14 protein-coding genes are annotated in these 20,965 nt (G+C 43.8%); 7 read left to right on the top strand and 7 right to left on the bottom strand.

What is annotated here, in order from left to right:
* Positions 1-85 precede the first annotated feature (85 nt).
* The gene (locus HMPREF9010_RS25460) at positions 86-493 is read left to right on the top strand and encodes a transposase (RefSeq protein WP_083792327.1); all 408 of its coding nucleotides are present in this window, start codon (positions 86-88) and stop codon (positions 491-493) included.
* A gap of 308 nt (positions 494-801) precedes the next feature.
* Here HMPREF9010_RS25460 and HMPREF9010_RS0124415 read toward each other — a convergent pair whose 3' ends face one another.
* Both HMPREF9010_RS0124415 and HMPREF9010_RS0124410 read right to left on the bottom strand, forming a co-directional pair.
* Positions 802-1,773, bottom strand: coding sequence for a pectinesterase family protein (locus tag HMPREF9010_RS0124415; RefSeq protein WP_032852555.1), 972 nt, complete (start codon positions 1,771-1,773; stop codon positions 802-804).
* A 9-nt stretch (positions 1,774-1,782) separates the two neighbouring features.
* Positions 1,783-2,982, bottom strand: a complete 1,200-nt coding sequence (locus tag HMPREF9010_RS0124410) for a glycoside hydrolase family 88 protein (protein WP_032852554.1) — start codon at positions 2,980-2,982, stop codon at positions 1,783-1,785.
* A gap of 301 nt (positions 2,983-3,283) precedes the next feature.
* Here HMPREF9010_RS0124410 and HMPREF9010_RS12455 point away from each other — a divergent pair, with 301 nt between their 5' ends.
* From HMPREF9010_RS12455 to HMPREF9010_RS12465, 3 genes are all read left to right on the top strand, one after another.
* Positions 3,284-4,687 carry a PTS galactitol transporter subunit IIC gene (locus HMPREF9010_RS12455; protein ID WP_008648905.1) on the top strand — a complete coding sequence of 468 codons (1,404 nt, stop codon included), beginning with the start codon at positions 3,284-3,286 and terminating at the stop codon, positions 4,685-4,687.
* Positions 4,688-4,711: 24 nt separating this feature from the next.
* Positions 4,712-5,632: a 5-dehydro-4-deoxy-D-glucuronate isomerase gene (gene kduI / locus HMPREF9010_RS12460; protein WP_008648904.1), complete on the top strand. Its 921-nt coding sequence runs from the start codon at positions 4,712-4,714 to the stop codon at positions 5,630-5,632.
* A 266-nt stretch (positions 5,633-5,898) separates the two neighbouring features.
* A complete protein-coding gene (locus tag HMPREF9010_RS12465; RefSeq protein WP_004305304.1) occupies positions 5,899-7,416 on the top strand; it encodes an MFS transporter in 1,518 nt (505 codons plus the stop codon).
* A 392-nt stretch (positions 7,417-7,808) separates the two neighbouring features.
* On the opposite strand, the gene HMPREF9010_RS12470 is transcribed toward HMPREF9010_RS12465, so the two are convergent.
* The 5 genes from HMPREF9010_RS12470 to HMPREF9010_RS12490 all read right to left on the bottom strand — a co-directional run bounded on the left by HMPREF9010_RS12470 (position 7,809) and on the right by HMPREF9010_RS12490 (position 15,888).
* Positions 7,809-11,195 (bottom strand): AAA domain-containing protein, encoded by a 3,387-nt coding sequence (locus HMPREF9010_RS12470; protein WP_008648899.1) that lies wholly within the window; start codon positions 11,193-11,195, stop codon positions 7,809-7,811.
* Positions 11,158-12,000, bottom strand: a complete 843-nt coding sequence (gene tatC, locus HMPREF9010_RS12475; protein WP_032852553.1) for a twin-arginine translocase subunit TatC — start codon at positions 11,998-12,000, stop codon at positions 11,158-11,160. The genes HMPREF9010_RS12470 and tatC overlap by 38 nt, the downstream gene beginning before the upstream one ends.
* Positions 12,001-12,017: 17 nt before the next feature.
* Entirely contained in the window at positions 12,018-12,239 is a 222-nt protein-coding gene (gene tatA, locus HMPREF9010_RS12480; protein WP_004301497.1) for a twin-arginine translocase TatA/TatE family subunit, read from the bottom strand.
* Positions 12,240-12,352: 113 nt separating this feature from the next.
* Entirely contained in the window at positions 12,353-14,893 is a 2,541-nt protein-coding gene (locus HMPREF9010_RS12485; RefSeq protein ID WP_004315053.1) for a bifunctional UDP-N-acetylmuramoyl-tripeptide:D-alanyl-D-alanine ligase/alanine racemase, read from the bottom strand.
* On the bottom strand, positions 14,869-15,888 hold the full coding sequence (locus tag HMPREF9010_RS12490) for a GSCFA domain-containing protein (protein ID WP_008648895.1): 1,020 nt from the start codon (positions 15,886-15,888) through the stop codon (positions 14,869-14,871). Before HMPREF9010_RS12490 ends, HMPREF9010_RS12485 begins: the two co-directional genes overlap by 25 nt.
* Before the next feature lie 166 nt (positions 15,889-16,054).
* Between HMPREF9010_RS12490 and dxs the strand changes: the two genes are divergently transcribed.
* The 3 genes from dxs to HMPREF9010_RS12505 are packed head-to-tail and all read left to right on the top strand — an operon-like array spanning position 16,055 to position 20,776.
* Positions 16,055-17,959 (top strand): 1-deoxy-D-xylulose-5-phosphate synthase, encoded by a 1,905-nt coding sequence (dxs, locus tag HMPREF9010_RS12495; protein WP_008648894.1) that lies wholly within the window; start codon positions 16,055-16,057, stop codon positions 17,957-17,959.
* A gap of 1 nt (position 17,960) precedes the next feature.
* A complete protein-coding gene (gene trkA / locus HMPREF9010_RS12500) occupies positions 17,961-19,301 on the top strand; it encodes a Trk system potassium transporter TrkA (RefSeq protein ID WP_004305310.1) in 1,341 nt (446 codons plus the stop codon).
* Between the two features lie 23 nt (positions 19,302-19,324).
* Positions 19,325-20,776, top strand: a complete 1,452-nt coding sequence (locus HMPREF9010_RS12505; RefSeq protein ID WP_008648892.1) for a TrkH family potassium uptake protein — start codon at positions 19,325-19,327, stop codon at positions 20,774-20,776.
* Positions 20,777-20,965 lie beyond the last annotated feature (189 nt).

Genomic DNA, 20,965 nt, shown 5'->3' with positions numbered 1-20,965 from the left:
GGCGCACTTATTGGAAGGATAACATCCAGCTTGACGAAAAAGGTATCAACAAAAGAGGAAGGAAGTCAAGGAGCATAATGAGAGCATTGAAAACAGAAGTAAAATACAGAGAGTTTCACAGAATCAGATACGCAAATACATTCTAAAGGGAGAATCGGATAATCCTAAACTAGCGGAACTGTATAAGTCCTCACCGCAGATTAAAGAACTTTTAAGCGTGTGTCAGAATTTCAGAGATATGATTAATGGGAACACTTATGATAAGGATATTAGAAAGTGGATTGAAAAAGCGAAGGCAACACGGAATATGGCACTGACGAACTTTGCATATGGTATTGAAAAAGACTGGGAGGCAGTACAGGCAGCTATTGATATCCCCTTCAGTAACGGATTACTGGAGGGGACAGTGAATAAAATTAAAGCGGTAAAAAGACAGATGTACAATAGGGCAGGAATTAAACTACTGAGAGCGAAGATTATTTATTCACAATAGAAGAAGTACCACCAAATTTGACGAAGAACCTTTATTTTTTGTTTTTATCTGCCATCTGCAACATTTCGCCTGTATTTTATTAGCAATCAAACTATTGCAGTGTTGCAGATACCGTTGCAGATACCTTTACAGATGTTTATCTGCAACACCTGATATGATCTTTTTTGCACGCAGACAAATTCTGTTTCCACGAAGGGAAACGACAGTTTCCTGCCTTGAAATGAGTGTTTCAAGCTAAGGAGACTAAAGAGCCAAGCCCGGAAAGAAAAATTTCAAGCCATATAAACAGTCGGAAACCCTACGTGTTTTTATTTATAAGGATACCAATTGCTGCTTTCTTTAAAGATATTTTCCGGAGTATACTTCGCTACTTCCTTCTTCGTTAACTGTTTAGCCCATGCCACACGCCCGGAAACATCTGCACCCGCACCCGTATTTCCGAATTCGGCATAACGGGCTGTCTTTTCGTTCTCCGGATTCTTCCAATTGTGCCATCCTTCGGGACGAATATGATTGCCAAACTCACAATTGATAAAGACCGTTGCCGCATAAGGACGCCACGGACGTCCCAAATATACTTTTTTCACTCCTGGAGCGGCTGTCAACTTACAGTTTTTGAAAACATAGCCAAATTCTTCACTTTGAGGAGTGGAAGCGGCAGTGATATACGAATCACGTTTACTATACAGCTCACAATATTCGAATAAAGCGGTGGAAGGACCAAAAATAAAATCGGTAGTCCCCTCAATATAGCAATTCGTGAATAGAAGGCGTGCTCCTTCGGTGCCTGTATAAATAGTATCTTGATTTCCCAGAAAACGACAATTGACAAACATCAGCCTGTCACCTTCGGTGTGAAGAGCTACCGCTTGCCCCAGCGGAGCCGCATTATTCTCAATCGTCAGGTCTTTAAAAGTAATGTCATTCCCCTCCACTTTCACCGTATAAGTGCGGAATGTACCCATCTTATTGATATTAGCATGGTCATCGTAAGTGATAATCGTTTTTTCTGCGCTTTCGCCCACTAATTGCACATTCTTTACCCAGGAAGGAATGACTATTTTTTCTTTGTATATACCATTCTTGATATAAATCGTCACTGTATAGTCCATAAAAGCGCGGACAGCTTCCACAGCTTCCTGAATATTGCGGTACTCTCCTGTCCCGTCGCGTGCCACAACTAATGTGTCTTTGCGTTGCTGTTGTTGTGAATAAACAGATGTTACTCCCACACTAAGTAGAAGCAAACACATCATTTTTTTTAAAATAGTCCTTTTCATCGTCGGAAATTACTTTTGTAAACGTTCGTATTCCAAGCTAGCCATAATAAAAGGTCCTACGGCTTTCGGATCGTTATTGCGGATAGTTTCATTAATATAATAGTCATAATCACCGGAACGATAGACCTTTCCTCCTAGCCCTGCCACTGCACAAGCCTTGGTGATGGTTACCAATCCATTGCTGTCCACCTCGATAAAATTATCCAGGAATCCTTTGTAGCCTTTCAAAGCCACATCCAGATAAGACTTGTCAATATATCCCAGACGAACAGCCTTAAAGAGCGAATAAATAAACATAGCGGAACAGGAAGATTCTACGTAATTCCCCTTGTCACCACTTCTGTCCATCACCTGATACCATCCTCCAGTCTTCGGATCTTGAAGTTTCTTCACCTGCACAGCTACATTATTCAAGATATCAAGCAGAGAATCTCTTCCGGCTTCATGCTGCGGAATAAATTCAAGCACATCTACCAGAGCCATCGCATACCATCCCATCGCACGCCCCCACGTATGTTTCGACTGTCCGGTCACCGGGTCCGCCCAACGTTCAGTGCGGCTTACATCGCACGCATGACGATAAAGACCATTTTTAGGATCATACGTATGACGGGCACAAGTGACAAACTGGTTGATTACATCTGCATAATCCTGCGGGAGATTATTACGGAATGCATATTCCGCGTAGAAAGGAGCTCCCATGTAAATTCCGTCCAACCACATTTGGTGGGGATAAATCTTTTTATGCCAAAAACCACCGTCCTCATTACGCGGTTGTCCTTCAAACTGGCTATAAAGCAGGTCGAGCGCTTTCTTATATTTAGGATTCTTGGTCTGCTCATAGATACGGAAAAGGATTTTTCCGGAGTTGATACGGTCGAGGCTATAATCGGTTAATTTATAAGCGGTAATGCTTCCGTCCTCGTGCACCATTGTATCCGCATACGCGATGGCGTAATCGCGAATTTTCTTGTCGCCATAAGCGTCGTACACATCGAGCATGGCTCCCAGTTCAAGTCCGTGGCAATAATCCCACTTCAGTTTCGGCTGAAAGTCAAGTTGCCAGGATTCCGGGTAACGGATCATTTCCGATTCAGTCAGCCGCACAGACCAGGGAAGCCTGCTGTCTACCTGTTGTGCCGATGCCGGAAGTGACATTGTAACCAGCAGAGTCAATATAAAAAAATTATAAAAAAGAGTTCGTCTCATGGTTTGTTATTTTAAGGATTAAACATACAAGTCTTTCACGCTACGAAAGTAGTGTTTTTCCTCCAAAGCCAGTGGGATTTTTTAGTCAAGTAGGTGCATTTTTTGTTTTTCGTGCACGGAAACGACTAATTTTGTGCACGCAAACGTCAAAAATGTCCATTTTTGATGCAATATCTCATAAATTAAGAGTTTCGTTTTGGAAGAAAGCAAAAAAGGTCTTACTTTTGGCACGGTTTACAACTAATACCCTCTGGGGAAACACAGGTAATTTATCATTAAAACAGAGAAAAAATAGAACAGAATGGAAGAAGTATTCAAGTACATTATCGGTCTTGGAGCGGCAGTGATGATGCCGGTCATTTTCACAATCTTAGGAGTATGTATCGGTATTAAATTCTCTAAAGCGCTGAAAAGCGGTTTATTGGTAGGTGTCGGTTTCGTTGGTTTATCGGTAGTCACAGCGTTGCTTACCAGCAGCCTGGGCCCTGCACTAAGTAAAATGGTAGAAATCTACGGATTGGAACTGGGTATTTTCGACATGGGATGGCCTTCTGCAGCAGCAGTTGCCTACAATACATCTGTCGGTGCTTTTATTATCCCGGTCTGTCTGGGTGTTAACTTACTGATGTTGCTTACCAAAACAACCCGCACCGTCAACATCGACCTTTGGAACTACTGGCATTTCGCCTTTATCGGAGCCATCGTCTATTTTGCTTCCGACAATATCTTCTGGGGCTTCTTTGCAGCAATCATCTGCTACATCATTACACTGGTAATGGCGGATATGACTGCTCCTGCTTTCCAAAAGTTCTATGATAAAATGGAAGGTATCTCTATTCCGCAACCTTTTTGCCAAAGTTTTGTTCCGTTTGCCATTGTAATTAATAAACTACTTGATAAAATCCCGGGATTCGACAAACTGAATATCGACTCGGAAGGCATGAAAAAGAAATTCGGATTGATGGGTGAACCGTTGTTCCTGGGTATTGTGATCGGTTGCGGTATCGGCGCACTGGGTTGTGCCAGTTGGAAAGAAGTGTTGGATGGTATTCCGGGCATTTTAGGACTGGGTATCAAGATGGGTGCGGTAATGGAATTAATTCCACGTATCACCAGTCTCTTCATCGAAGGTTTGAAACCTATTTCTGACGCTACCCGCGAGCTGATTGCTAAGAAATATAAGAATAACACCGGATTGAGCATCGGTATGAGCCCTGCACTGGTAATCGGTCACCCGACTACCCTGGTGGTATCTCTACTTTTAATCCCTGTAACTATCTTCCTGGCTGTTATCCTTCCGGGCAACCGTTTTTTACCGCTGGCTTCTCTGGCAGGTATGTTCTACTTGTTCCCGATGATTCTGCCTATTACAAAAGGTAACGTAGTGAAATCATTTATTATCGGTCTGGTGGCTTTGACAGTCGGTCTGTATTTCGTGACAGGACTGGCAGGCTTCTTCACACTGGCCGCCAAAGATGTATATGCCGCAACGGGCGACCCGACAGTGAATATCCCCGCCGGTTTTGAAGGTGGAGCACTCGACTTTGCTTCCAGCCTCTTCTGTTGGGGTATCTTCCACCTGACTTACAGTCTGAAGATTATCGGTCCTGCCATCCTCGTGGCACTGGCACTCGGAATGGCTATCTACAACCGTATCCGCATGACTAGAAATGACGCAAAGAATGCATCAACCCATAAAGAATAATATAAATCCTATAAAGAAAAGATGATGAAAAAATTAGCAATTGCAATGATGTTGGGTATCGCAGCGATGTCTGCTTCTGCCCAGGTGAATTACAAGATGCAAGTGGCTTGCAGTCCTCAAGACGTGAAAACGTATGATACCAACCGCCTGCGTAGTAGCTTTCTGATGGAGAAAGTAATGGTTCCGAATGAAATCAACGTTACTTATTCAATGTACGACCGCCTGATCTTCGGTGGTGCAGTACCTGCAACAAAAGAACTGGTACTTGAAACGATTGATCCGCTGAAATCTAAATTCTTCCTTGAACGCCGCGAACTGGGTGTCATCAACATTGGTGGCGAAGGTATCGTAATCGTAGACGGTAAAGAATATACGCTGAAATTCAAAGATGCTTTATACGTAGGTAGAGGCAAGCAGAAAGTGACTTTCAAGAGCAAAGATTCCAGCAATCCTGCCAAGTTCTACATCAACTCGGCTACTGCTCACAAGGAATACAAAACTCAATTGATTACTATCGACGGACGCAAAGGTTCTCTGAAAGCCAACTCATTTGCTGCCGGAAAGATGGAAGAAAGCAACGACCGCGTTATCAACCAGTTAATTGTTAACAACGTACTTGAAGAAGGTCCTTGCCAATTACAGATGGGACTGACAGAGTTGAAACCGGGTAGCGTATGGAACACGATGCCGGCACACACTCACTCTCGTCGTGTGGAAGCATACTTCTATTTCAATGTACCGGCAGGAAATGCGATCTGTCACTTCATGGGCGAACCTCAAGAAGAGCGTATTGTATGGATGCAGAATGAACAAGCTATCATGTCACCGGAATGGTCTATTCACGCTGCTGCCGGAACAAGCAACTACATGTTTATCTGGGGTATGGCAGGTGAAAACCTCGACTACGGAGATATGGACAAAATCAAATATACAGAAATGCGCTAATCGTTGCGTATTCCTGTTCATACATATAATCAATGATCCGAAAAACTTCATTCTTTTCTCCTACGAGAGAAAGGAATGAAGTTTTCCGGATTTTGCATATTCTTCCCCCAAAGAACAAACACTCGTTACCTTATTATATATAGGATGTAACAAAATCCAACTATAATGCAACGAATAATACATGATTTTGACCAATTTTTACAAATAAAATTCAGTCTAAATACCGACCTTTGTCAACGAAACAAAATCTATTTAAATCCATTATCATGAATGCATTTCAAAAAACAGGCGAAAAAATGACAAACTACAGATGGACTATCTGTGCTATGCTATTTTTTGCTACCACAGTTAACTATCTCGACCGTCAGGTTCTCTCATTGACATGGGATGAATTTATCAAACCGGAATTCCACTGGGACGAATCTCATTACGGTACTATTACTTCTGTTTTCTCGATTGTATACGCTATATGTATGCTGTTTGCCGGTCGTTTTGTCGACTGGATGGGAACTAAAAAAGGCTACCTTTGGGCCATTGGTGTCTGGTCTGCCGGTGCTTGCCTCCATGCTGTCTGCGGTATCATCACAGAAGCTCACGTTGGTCTCCACAGCGCAGCAGAACTGGCTGGCGCAACAGGAGACACTATCGTCGTTATCGCTACTGTCAGTATGTATTGCTTCCTCGCTGCCCGCTGTATTCTGGCCTTAGGAGAAGCTGGCAACTTCCCTGCCGCTATTAAAGTAACTGCAGAGTATTTCCCTAAAAAAGACCGTGCGTATGCTACTTCCATCTTTAATGCGGGTGCGTCAATCGGCGCATTGATTGCCCCTCTTACCATTCCTATCTTAGCCAAAGCGTTCGGTTGGGAAATGGCATTTATCGTGATTGGTGGACTTGGCTTCATTTGGATGGGATTCTGGGTATTCATGTACGATGCTCCATCTAAAAGCAAACATGTCAATCAGGCAGAGCTTGATTATATCGAACAAGACCAGCGCGAAGCAGGCAGTGCTCCAATGACAGATGAGAAAGACGAAAAAAGAATGAAGTTCTGGCAATGTTTCAGCTACAAGCAGACATGGGCCTTCATCTTCGGTAAGTTCACCACTGACGGTGTATGGTGGTTCTTCCTTTTCTGGACTCCGTCTTATCTGAATACTCAATTCGGCATCAAAACCTCCGACCCGTTGGGTATGGCATTAATCTTTACGCTTTATGCGGTAACCATGTTATCCATCTATGGTGGTAAATTACCTACCATCTTCATCAACAGAACGGGTATGAATCCTTATGCAGCCCGTATGAAAGCGATGTTGATCTTCGCCTTCTTCCCATTGGTTGTATTGTTGGCACAGCCGTTAGGTACGGTTTCTCCATGGTTCCCGGTTATTTTAATCGGTATCGGTGGTGCTGCTCATCAATCCTGGTCAGCTAACATCTTCTCTACTGTAGGTGATATGTTCCCAAGAACGGCTATTGCAAGTATTACCGGTATCGGTGGTATGGCAGGAGGCGTAGGTTCTATGATTCTTCAGAAAGTGGCAGGTAACTTGTTCGTATATGCTTCCGGAACAACAATGGTTGACGGCAAAGAGGTGGAAATGACGAAAGAATTGCTCGAACAAGGAGCACAATTCGTACACCCTGCCATGACATTCATGGGCTTCGAAGGTAAACCTGCCGGATATTTCATAATTTTCTGCGTGTGTGCAGTAGCTTATCTGCTTGGTTGGGTCATCATGAAGGCATTAGTTCCGAAATACAAACCTATCGTATTGGATTAATTCCATTTCAATAGATACTATCAATAAAAACAAAAGAGTAATCCGTCGCCGGATTACTCTTTTGTTTTTAACCAATTATTCAAAAAATGAAAAATAAAAAAGCCTCTTCTCACGAAGAAGGCTTTTTAGGTTTACTTATCCTGCATCATCCTCCTGCAATTTTTTTAAACGTAACACTAAAAAACAGTGTTTTGCATTCCTATAATGAAGTATAGTAAACGTTAAGATGAAAAAAAGGGAAGTCTCACGACTTCCACAATTCTTCTAACCTTAAATCTAAATCTCTATGAAAAAAACGTGTTGCAAATATAGGCGTTTGTTCAATATAGAGGTGTTAATGAATTGCATAAAGAGAGAATAAAAACTAACATCTGCAAAAATGATGCAATTTTTCAGGAGCCTTCTATTAATTTTAATAAACTTTTATAGAGAGGATTGCGTTCCAAGAGTTCGGGAACTCCCGTGATGAACATCTGTTTCCTTGCACGGGTCAAGGCAACATTCAGTTTCCGGTCAATCAAAACACCCTCTTCTTCTGTCAGATTGGATAGAAATTTTAATTGATAAGGGTAGTTGACACAGAAGGAATAGATTATTACATCACGCTCGCTTCCCTGGAACCGCTCCACCGTGTCAACCAGAATGCGATTCAAAACCGGAATACCTACTGATTCTATTTCTTTTTTAATCAATGCTATCTGACTCCGGTAAGGAGTAATGATTCCTAAAGTACGGGATTCGTCAAAATCCGACTGATGGTGTTCATAAATGCGAACGGCTAAATCCGCAACGATACGTGCTTCCGAATAGTTGATTTTGGCAGATGCTCCTGCTTTCTCCGGCACAGACGGATAAAAGGCTAAACGGCAGATCGTGTCCGAGTCCTCTATTTGATGAGGTAGTCCGACAGGAATCAGCCGCCCCCCGTAAAAAGCACGATTGGCAAATAAGGCAACTTCCGGATGCATGCGTCCCTGACGACAAAGCATATCATAGGAACGATGAATAGCAGACGATGAACAGGCTGCCGTACAGTTCCGATAAAGACGTTCGAACAAAGAATCTTTCAGATTGCTCAATCCGATAGACAGTAATGATTCATCATAGATTGCCGCCTGTTCCGCGTTTTGCTGCACAACAGCAGGCAGTTGCTTATGATCTCCGATCAATACAAACTTATCTATTGCATCTTTTTCATCTTCTCCACGTGCACAGAGGATTCCTAACAACTGCGGTTCCAGGATTTGGGTAGCCTCATCAATAATAGCTACATCAAAATGTTTCAAGCGAAACAGTTCCGGCTTACCGGAAATAGCCGCTACCGTTCCCACAATAATCCGACAATTCCGAATACGCTCGTAAACTTCCGAACGACGGTTGCAAGAGGATAATTCATTTTCAATCAGATGCCCGCGGTAGGCTTCATCACATGACAATTCACTTCCTACCCGGATAAAGTCAACTGCCGGAGCAATGGAAGCCAACGACTTGCATATCTCATCAACCGCCCGGTTGGTATAGGAAAGCAAAAGAATCTGCGCATCCTTGTCTGCATGGAAAGTCTCTACCATTTTCTTCAAGGCACATGAAGTCTTGCCTGTTCCCGGAGGTCCGATAAGAAGGAAATAGTCCTGTGCGGCTTTTGCCTTCAGGGCGACTCGCGTAAAATCGTCTTCCGAACAGAAAATCATGGAATCCAATGATTTATCAAACCTCGGAGGACGTTGTGACAGCAACAAGTCACGACGTTCTTTTCTTGCAGAAAGATAAGCATATAATCCCTGATACATCGAGCGGAATGTCGTATCCATTGTATCATGCTCTATGGCATAAAGGCTTTCGGCCGGAAGTACGGATGGATTCTGCTGGGTAGCACGCAAGCGGATACCTATTTCGTTTTCTGTCAGATACTCGATATTGCCTTTGAAAACCATTTTATTGGTGACATTATCTGTATCACAGTTTCGTTCATAAAGGATAATGGCGTCGCCTTGACGGAAATTAGGAAGGAAAGTTTCAGCATGAAGCATCTCACTTCCAGCGGTAAGAGTAAGTCCGGCTTTATATTCATCGGCGGCATGGTTCTCCTTTATTTTCAGATCATAAATGATTTCTCCAGCCTCACATTTCTCCGCCAATGTAGAGAGCCACAAAGAAGCTGCCCCTGTACGTCCCTCATAATCCACGTCACCGGATTTTGAGGTATAAAGTTCCTTTGTTATAAAGTTGTACACCGCATAGAAGTAATTCTTTTCCAATGCGGAAAGAGCTTTCAGCTTCGATTGAAAGTTATCAATAGAAGGACGCAGGTATGTTTCCCAGAAACGCCCTTTCAATCCTCGTTCATTCAAGGTGGAAGCATTGATTTCTTCCAGTTTTTGTGACGTATACTCCAGGCTGTTTCGTAATTGGATGCCATATTCATCGGCTACAATCCGGTTACGCAAATCAATTACCCGGCGTACCATCGCCCACGAAGGACGGGAAGGGTAAAGAAGCGGATAGCGGGTATAAAGCAAATAAGCTTTCACTTTTCGGTGATCCATTCCCATCGAATATTGCAATACCGCCTGATAAAGCAACATCTGTACTTTATTATTCTCTTTCGGTTCTACCTTGCCCCGGATAGCATACTCGTCCGCTTTACCGGATTTCATTTCGATAAAAGAAGACATATCCCGCTGCATATAGTCAAGACGTCCCTGGAGTCCGAGTGCTTCGCAAATATAAGATGGTTCGAGCACGGCATCTGTCTTGTCAAGCTCATAGCCGGCTGCATGAAAGGTGTCATTTACTGTTTCACGAATATGATCGAAGTGCAATTTGCAGTCTTCAAAGAATTGGCGTTCTTTCTCCTTGTCTCGCAAATCAGAGCAGGCGGCCAGTTCAATAGGATAACGCCGGAAGGCTTTCTGCATACAGGTACGATAGTCTATCTCTTCACTCTTTGCATGAATCCATTCGTCCAGAAAAAGGTTGGCTATATTTCCCAGTAATAAAGGACGAGCATTTTCGATCGGTTGAAGACGGGAAAGAAAATAGTTGGCCGGATGGTGTCCGTAGTCACGGAAACACTCGGCAAGGGAACTGATGTCGAGCAAGTAATCCGGTTCGAGTACGATAAAAGAAGGGGTCAGGATTCCTGCTTCATCGATGGCTACATCCAATAAATTGACTTGCGCATGCCGCCAAAGCAGCTTGCACGTTTCTGCAAACTCTTCATTGATTTGAGGAACATTATAACGGACAAGGTATGGTTGCTCAGAAACTTCATCCAAGGGAGTCACATACAGATATTGTTCGTCGGCATACTGGAAACAGACACGCATCCGCTGTACCCGCTCGCGGGCAGGAGGCGCAACCAAATAGGTGGCATCCGCACGCGGAAATAGTCGATATAGTTCCAGAGGAATATCTTCATCCAAGAGTTTACGGATAAAGAAAGCCAGAGTTTTCGCATCCCGCAAGAGTTGTTCCCGGTTGGGCTCTTGTTGACGGTTCAGGATAGCATTTGAAGTTAACCGGAAAGTATGCAGCCGGTTCTGCTCTGTAACAGAAAGACCCACCTTAGCTGACACAAAACTAATTCGTGCGGAAAGATCGGTCATCTGTAAACTTTCGTTTTGCATTTGCCCGCGACAAATGCGTTCCAGCAAGTCGCGCATTTGCTTATATCCTACGGCAAGATAGGCATCTTCTGCCCGGCAAACTGCTAAAAGGATTTCATAAGATTCTATCGCTTCATTCTTCGGACAAGGCAACTTCATCTCCAGTTTCATCTTCTACTTCCTCTTCCTCTTCGGTTTTCTTCTTGTCTTTTATCATCAAAATACTCATCTCGTACAACAGATAAAGTGGAATAGCTACGACACTCAATGTGAAGGGATCGCCTGTCGGAGTAATAATAGCAGCTGCTATCACGATGACAACCACCGCATGACGGCGGTATCTCCGCAAGAAAGACTTGTTCACCACTCCCAGCAAAGAAAGCAGCCATGTAACCAACGGAAGTTCAAAAGCCAATCCCATGCAGAGAACCAGCATCATAAAATTATCTATATAGGAATTAAGCGACAAGATATTCTCCACTTCCGAACTCAACTGATAGGTAGACAGGAAACGGAGAGTCAGCGGATAAACCATAAAGTAACCCAGCAGTACGCCGATGAAAAACATCACCGTTCCGATAGTCAATGCTTTACGCACGCCCTTTCTCTCATTCGGATAAAGAGCGGGATTGATGAAACGCCATATTTCAAAAAAGATATAAGGCATAGCCGTCACCACCGACATCCAAAATGCTGTCGACATGTGAATAAAGAAAGGAGCAGCCAAGTTGATATTGACCAGCTTCACATAAAATTGTTGTGTGAAGAAGTCATCGGTCAAATCAAATGTTTTACCGATATGCCGTAATAAATCGTAGAATATGAAATCATTGTGGCAAGGTGCAAGTATTACATGGTCGAAGAGGTAGGGCATAGCAATAAAATAGCCTATCGCCAATACAAACCAAACTCCAACTACCCGAAAAAGCACCTTACGCAGTTCGTCCAAATGATCCCAAAAGGTCATTTCTGCCATCCGTATGTTGTGCTCTTTTAGTTCTTAGAAGGATCTACAGGTTTGTCCAACTCGTCTTTTGCCTTGTTTATTTCATCTTTCGCTTCGTTCACACCGTCTTTGAAACTTTTTACACCTTTGCCTAATCCGCGCATCAGTTCAGGTATTTTCTTTCCACCAAAAAGAAGAAGGATAACCAAAGCGATAATAATCCATTCGGAACCACTAGGCAAAAAGCCTAACAATAATAAGTTTGTCATAAGTTTATTTGATATAAGAGGTTTTTAATAGTTGCTGCAAATATAATCATTTTCACCACAGGTTACATAGATTAGCCCTGTTTTTTATGACAACACAGGGTTATTAGAAAATTCTAATCCTGATAATATACCCGCTTCACCCGTGTCGATATACTTGTCAACACTTCATAAGGGATCGTATCCAGCTTATCGGACAACACCGTAATCGGAAGATCATCACCAAAGATGATAGCCTGATCGCCTTCCCGACAATCAATATCCGTCACATCGATCATGCAGACGTCCATACAGATATTCCCTACATAAGGAGCTTTCTTTCCGTTCACCAGGCAATAGGCATTGCCGCGTCCCAAATGGCGGTTCAATCCATCCGCATAGCCGATAGGAATGGCCGCAATGCGTGAAGGACGTGCCAAATGCCCCATCCGGCTATATCCTACCGTATCTTCTTGGGGAACATCCCGTATCTGAAGAATGGTAGTCTTCAACGTACTTACATTATGTATAATCGAATTGTCTATCGGGCTAACTCCATAAAGTCCGATTCCCAAGCGCACCATATCAAATTGTGCATCAGGGAAACGCTCGATTCCTGCCGTATTACAGATATGACGGAGAATCTTATGAGAGAAGGCAGCCTGCAATTCTTGCGAGCCTTTCTCGAACAATTCAATCTGCCTGCGAGTGAAAGCGTCGAACTGCGGCGAATCACTTCCTACAAAATGAGAGAATACCGAACGGGGGATCACCGCACTCTGATTCTTCAGACGACGAATGAGCAATGGTATATCTTCTACCGCAAAGCCCAGACGGTGCATACCTGTATCCAGTTTCACATGAATCGGGAAGTTGGTGATTCCTTCTTTTTCTGCTGCTTTGATGAGCGCATCAAGCAGATGGAAATTATAGACTTCCGGTTCCAGCTTATAATCGAACATGGTTTTGAATGCCGTAAGCTCCGGATCCATAATTATAATAGAGGCGGTAATACCTGCTTTGCGAAGTTCGGAACCTTCGTCAGCCACGGCCACAGCCAGATAATCGACATGGTGTTCCTGCAAGCTCTTGGCTATTTCGTACGAACCGGCTCCGTAAGCGGATGCTTTCACCATACAGATCACCTTTGTTTCCGGATGGCGAAGCATGGAACGGTAATGGTTCAGATTGGCGACCATCGCTCCCAGGTTTACTTCAAGGATGGTTTCATGCACCTTCAATTCAAGTTCTTCGGATACCAAATCAAAGTTGAACACGCGCGAACCTTTTACCAGAATTACTTCCGAATGAAGTGATTTGAGTATGCCGGATGTAAGAAGTGCTTCTGTGTTAGGAAAGAAGTAGCGTTCGAGATCGTCATCAAAACGAGCGGAACAGGAGGATATTTCCTGCCCTACACCAATCAGTTTATTTATTCCTTTACTCTGCACCAACTGTGCTACACGCCGGTAGAGCGTAGCGGTACTTTGGCCGGTTTCCAGTATATCCGACAGGATCAGTGTCCGCTTCAAGCCTTTCTTTTCCGAACGACGTACCAGAAAGTCGAGTGCAATATCCAACGATGCCAGGTCTGAATTATAACTATCATTAATCAATACGCAGTTATTCTTTCCTTCTTTCACTTCCAGACGCATGGCAATCGGTTCGAGACGGGCCATCCGTTCGGTGATCTGGTCGGCAGGTGTCATCAGGTAAAGACAAGCTGCCAGGCAATTCAGCACATTTTCAATGGAAGCGTCATCGATGAAAGGAATACAGAATGTATTATCCATTTCCAGATAACGATAGGATATAACGGTATGATCTTCTTTCTTGATTACACGGCTGATATACAACGGACGTTCAATATCCCTACGGCTCCAGGCTATTTCACGTGCAGTCAGCATTGATTTTGCGACACAATTACTGATTAATTCGTTATCGCCGTTGTAAATCACTACATCGCAGTCTTTGAAAAGCGTCAGTTTCTCCATGCATTTCTCTTGCAATGAGAAGAAATTTTCCTGATGGGCACCGCCGATATTGGTCAGAATACCAATGGTAGGCTTTATCATTCGTTTCAAGGCTCCCATCTCTCCCATTTCGGAGATGCCGGCTTCGAAGATGCCCAGTTCTGCTTCTTCTGAAAGTTGCCATACAGAAAGAGGAACTCCGATCTGCGAATTATAGCTACGCGGAGAACGGACGATACAACGATCCGGACTAAGTAACTGGTGCAACCACTCTTTCACAATGGTTTTTCCATTGCTTCCGGTGATACCGATCACAGGGATTTTAAATTTATCACGATGCGCTTCGGCAAGCTTCTGCAAAGCCTTCAGAGGATTGGGAACGATAAGGAAATTGAGAGTTGAGAGTTGAGAATTGAGAATTGGCTGCGCATCATCATCCTGCCCAGATTTCTCCATTTTCAATTCTCCATTCTCAATTAATTTAAAGTCTTCTTCTGTTATTACAAAATTGCGTACGCCCCGGTCGTATAATTCGGGGATATAACGGACTCCGCTATTTCGTTTGGTAGTTAAAGCAAAAAAGAGAGTTTCTTCCGGAAAACTCAAAGAGCGGCTGTCTGTTAACAGCCAATCAATAGTCGCTTTATGTTTGCCCATACGGCGGGCACCGATACTTTTGGCTATGGATTCAATCGCATATGACATAGTTCTGTTTCTTTTTGAAAATCTAAGTACGGGTATTTTCCGATAAGTCGTTCTATTTTTAACACTATTTGTCCTAAAAAGCGTTGATACGCCTCTGACTCGGGGTGAAAGGGTTTATGTGCCAAGTCCCGGCGGATGTCCTGCACTGCCATGATAACCTGCTTTGTTTCAGCGGAAAAGAAGGTTTCGGAGAAGCGTTCCCACAGGTAACGAATCGCCAGAGGAGACGGATGCAGCATATCGTCAGCATAGAAGCGATAATCACGCAATTCGTCTAATATGATTTCATAAGAGGGGAAGTAGAACACTCGTTCCGGGAACAATTGCTGCAACCGGTCGATGGCCAGTAACAACGTAGATTTACTTAATTGATTGGCGTGCATTCCGTCGCGTATATGACGGATCGGGCTGACTGTAAACAGCCATTTTAATTCCGGATTGCAGGCTGCCATTCCGGTGATGAGCGCTGTATAATCTTCTACAATTTCTTCAACAGTAAGCCGGTAACGTAAGAAATGGTTTTCCGGCAGTTGATGGCAGTTGGCTACCACTTGCCCACTCTCTTTTTGTTTATAAACATAAGCGGTGCCCAAAGTTACCATTAGCCAGTTCAACTCCGGTAGTCTTTGATGGGCGTGATGAAGACGGGCATTTATGGTATGCAACGTTTCTTCGGGCGTAAAAGCTGAAAAAGAGCCGTGATGCATCGGACTATGCCATAAGTCTTTGTAGGCAAACAAATCCTGGCTGGTATATTCTTTATGTCCCATAATCTCTCTCAAAGCGGATGAGACGGACAAAGGATTATAAAGGATACCAAAAGGATTCAGATCCAGCTGAAACCCGGCGTCCATTAATTGTCTCCCGATATTTTCTGCAAAACAGGAGCCCATCAAAAGAATACGATCTGCATGACTGACAGGTGGCATCCCGGCAGGCAATTCTACAGATGTTTGAAAGTTCATACGATTTTCCATCATTTCATTACGTTTCATATGCAAAAGTAATCAAAAAACAATTTCCTACCTCTTTTTCCTCACGATTCAATAATCTTAGGGAGTATGGAAAAACAGATACGTCCCTATGCCGAATAAGATTTTATAAAAAAAGGGGGGCGAATATACTTTCTTTTCGTATTTTTGCACTAAATTTCCTCGAATCATGAAGAATGAACCGATATATAACTTGCTAAACACTATCAATTATCCTGACGACCTGCGAAGACTAGACGTAGAGCAACTGCCGGAGGTATGTAGTGAATTAAGGCAAGACATTATTAAAGAACTCTGCTGCAACCCGGGGCATTTTGCTGCCAGTCTGGGAACAGTGGAGCTGACCGTAGCTTTACACTACGTCTACAATACACCTTATGACCGTATTGTATGGGACGTGGGACATCAGGCATACGGCCACAAAATACTGACAGGACGCCGTGAAGCCTTTTCTACGAACAGGAAACTCGGAGGAATCCGCCCTTTCCCGTCTCCGGAAGAAAGCGAATATGATACTTTCACGTGCGGACATGCTTCCAATTCTATTTCTGCAGCTCTCGGTATGGCTGTCGCAGCCGCCAGAAAAGGAGATGTCAAACGCCATGTAGTAGCCATCATCGGCGACGGTTCCATGAGTGGCGGACTGGCTTTTGAAGGGCTGAACAATGCATCTGCCACGTCGAACAACCTGCTCATTATCCTGAATGACAATGATATGGCCATTGACCGTAGTGTAGGAGGCATGAAGCAATATCTCTTCAACCTGACAACTTCCAACCGCTATAATCAGTTACGTTTCAAGCTCTCGCGCATGTTATTCAAGCTCGGCATCCTAAACGAAGAACGTCGCAAAGCGCTCATACGTTTCGGGAACAGCCTGAAATCAATGGCTGCACAGCAACAGAATATTTTCGAAGGGATGAATATCCGTTACTTCGGTCCGATAGACGGACACGACGTAAAGAACCTGGCAAGAGTATTACGTGATATCAAAGATATGCAAGGACCTAAAATCCTGCACCTACATACTATCAAAGGAAAAGGATTCGGTCCGGCGGAGAAACACGCTACCGAATGGCATGCTCCCGGCAAATTCGATCCGGTCACCGGCGAACGTTTCATTGCCAACACTGAAGGAATGCCTCCGCTTTTCCAGGATGTATTCGGAAATACATTGGTAGAGCTTGCCGAAGCCAATCCGAAGATTGTCGGTGTCACTCCCGCCATGCCTAGCGGTTGTTCGATGAATATACTGATGGAGAAAATGCCCAAACGTGCGTTTGATGTAGGCATCGCCGAAGGACATGCGGTTACTTTCTCCGGTGGGATGGCAAAAGACGGACTGCAACCATTCTGCAATATCTATTCTTCTTTTATGCAACGGGCGCATGATAATATCATCCACGACGTAGCGATTCAGAATCTCCCTGTTGTTTTGTGCCTCGACCGCGCCGGATTGGTTGGCGAAGACGGTCCTACTCATCACGGAGCTTTTGATATGGCATGTTTACGCCCGATCCCTAATTTGACTATCAGTTCCCCGATGGACGAACATGAATTACGTCGCCTGATGTATACGGCACAATTGCCGGACAAGGGACCGTTCGTGATCCGTTACCCCCGTGGACGCGGCGTACTGGTGGACTGGAAATGTCCGCTAGAAGAGATCCCGGTAGGAAAAGGACGGAAACTGAAAGAGGGCAACGACCTTGCGGTTATCACTATCGGACCGATAGGAAATATAGCTGCCCGTGCCATCCCCCGGGCAGAAGCTGATTTCGGTCTGTCGATCGCCCATTACGATTTGCGTTTCCTGAAACCGCTGGACGAAGAGCTATTACATGAGGTAGGACGCAAATTCCAACGTGTCCTGACTATCGAAGACGGGATTATCAAAGGCGGTATGGGTAGTGCTATCCTTGAATTTATGGCAGACAACGAATACAAACCAACCGTGAAGCGTATCGGTATCCCCAACCTATTTGTAGAGCATGGATCAGTTGCCGAACTGTATCAACTGTGCGGCATGGATGAAGAAGGGATTCTGACTAAAATAAAAGAATTTATCAATTGACATGAAGATTATTATTGCCGGTGCCGGCAACGTAGGCACCCATTTGGCCAAGTTGTTATCGCGCGAAAAGCAAGATATCATCTTGATGGATGATGACGAAGAGAAACTAAGCGCTCTTAGTGCCAATTTTGACTTGCTGACTGTTGCCGCTTCTCCTTCTTCCATCTCCGGATTGAAAGAAGTGGGCGTCAAAGAAGCCGACCTGTTTATCGCAGTCACACCGGACGAAAGCCGTAACATGACTGCCTGTATGCTGGCTACCAATCTGGGAGCTAAAAAGACAGTGGCACGTATCGACAATTACGAATATCTTCTGCCCAAAAATAAAGAGTTTTTCCAGAAGTTGGGAGTAGATTCTCTGATTTACCCGGAAATGCTGGCTGCCAAAGAAATCGTATCTTCCATGCGTATGAGCTGGGTACGCCAATGGTGGGAGTTCTGTGGAGGTTCTCTAGTTCTGATTGGCACGAAGATGCGCGAAAAGGCTGAAATCCTGAATATACCGCTGCATCAGCTAGGCGGTCCTAACATACCTTATCACGTAGTAGCCATCAAACGTGGAACGGAAACGATTATTCCCCGTGGAGACGATGTCATTAAATTGCATGATATTGTTTATTTCACCACTACCCGCAAGTATATTCCTTATATTCGTAAGATAGCCGGCAAGGAAGATTATGCCGACGTACGCAATGTGATGATTATGGGGGGAAGCCGTATCGCAGTCCGTACCGCACAATATGTGCCGGACTATATGCAGGTGAAAATAGTTGATAATGACCTGAACCGTTGTAACCGCCTGACAGAGTTACTGGATGATAAGACAATGATTATCAACGGAGATGGTCGCGACATGGATTTGCTCATCGAAGAGGGACTAAAGAATACCGAAGCATTTGTTGCTCTGACCGGTAACTCGGAAACGAATATTCTAGCCTGTCTTGCCGCTAAACGTATGGGAGTGGAAAAGACAGTGGCAGAAGTGGAGAATATCGACTATATCGGTATGGCGGAAAGCCTTGACATCGGTACTGTTATCAATAAAAAAATGATTGCTGCCAGCCATATCTACCAAATGATGTTGGATGCCGATGTGTCTAATGTGAAATGTCTTACTTTTGCCAATGCGGATGTTGCTGAATTCACTGTACCGGAAGGTGCAAAAATCACCAAACACCTGATTAAAGACCTGGGACTCCCGAAGGGAACTACCATCGGAGGAATGATCCGTAACGGAGAAGGTATCTTGGTGACGGGTGATACACAAATCCGTCCCGGCGACCATGTAGTCGTATTCTGTCTGAGTATGATGATTAAAAAGATTGAGAAGTTCTTTAATTAAGCATAAGATAACTAAACCAATTTATGATTAATTCAAAGATGATATTCCGGATTCTGGGCTTTCTGCTTCTGATAGAAACAGCAATGCTGTTATGTTGTGGAGCGGTTTCTCTTTTTTATAAAGAGAATGACTTGCAGAGTTTCCTGATTTCATCTGCTGTCACAGCCTGTATTGGCTTTCTGCTGCTTGCCATCGGGAAAGACGCTGTGAAATCCTTGAATCGCCGTGATGGATATGTCATCGTCAGCGCAGCATGGGTTACCTTTTCCCTTTTCGGAATGTTACCTTATTATATAGGAGGATATATTCCCAATGTTGCGGATGCATTTTTTGAGACGATGTCCGGATTTAGCAGTACAGGTGCCACTATTCTGAATAATATAGAGTCGATGCCCCACGGAATACTTTTCTGGCGCGCTATGACGCAATGGATAGGTGGTTTGGGTATTGTATTCTTCACCATTGCTGTTCTGCCGATTTTTGGTGTGGGCGGAATTCAGGTGTTCGCAGCAGAAGCCAGCGGACCTACTCATGATAAAGTGCATCCCCGCATTGGCATCACTGCTAAATGGATTTGGGGTATTTATGCCGGAATGACGGGAACACTGATTATTTTACTAATAGGTGGTGGCATGAGCATATTCGATAGTATATGTCATGCTTTTGCAACGACCAGTACCGGTGGGTTCTCTACTAAACAGGCCAGCATTGAATATTACCATTCACCTTATATAGACTATGTAATTTCCATTTTCATGTTCCTTTCAGGAATTAACTTCACGTTGCTGCTGTTGATGTTTAATGGGAAAATTAAGAAGTTCCTACATGATGCGGAACTGAAGTTCTACTTTATTTGTGTTTCATTCTTCACTCTATTCATTGCTATCTGGCTCCATCAGACTTCTTCTATGGGAGTAGAGGAGGCATTCCGGAAATCGCTTTTCCAAGTGGTTTCATTGCAAACTTCTACGGGATTCGTCACAGCTGACTATATGCTCTGGCCTTCTATCCTCTGGGGCTGTCTCATCATTGTGATGATTATCGGAGCTTGTGCCGGCAGTACAACAGGAGGTATCAAGTGTATTCGTATGGTTATCCTGTTTCAAGTAGTGAAAAATGAATTCAAACATATTCTTCACCCTAACGCCATACTCCCGGTGCGGGTAAATAAGCAAGTTATTTCTCCTTCCATTCAGTCTACTGTATTGGCTTTCACCTTTTTGTATGTGGTCATTGTTATCATCAGTGTACTTGTCATGATGGGCTTAGGAGTCGGTTTTCTGGAATCAATAGGAACCGTAATCTCAAGCATAGGTAATATGGGACCAGGCCTCGGCAGATGTGGTCCGGCTTTCTCATGGAGTGCATTGCCTGATGCTGCCAAATGGCTGCTTTCTTTCTTAATGCTCTTGGGACGCTTGGAATTGTTTACAGTATTATTGCTTTTCACTTCCGATTTCTGGAAAAAGAATTAAGAATTCGGTTCTTCGTCAAATTTGGTGGTAATCTCTTTTTTATTTCAACTGTCTTCTTCTTTCTTAATCCTATTAAAAGTTGTAGATATGTTTGCTTTTTAGTAACTTTAAAGACACCACATCATTAAGAGTTACAATGCAACAAGTCATATCTACAACGTACAAATATACATCAAAAAAAGAAAATAA

It is taken from the genome of Bacteroides sp. 3_1_23 (assembly GCF_000162555.1).
In the GTDB taxonomy this organism is placed as follows: Bacteria; Bacteroidota; Bacteroidia; order Bacteroidales; family Bacteroidaceae; genus Bacteroides; species Bacteroides ovatus.
Note: the sequence above shows the minus strand (reverse complement) of the source record. Positions and strands in the feature narration are given on the sequence as shown.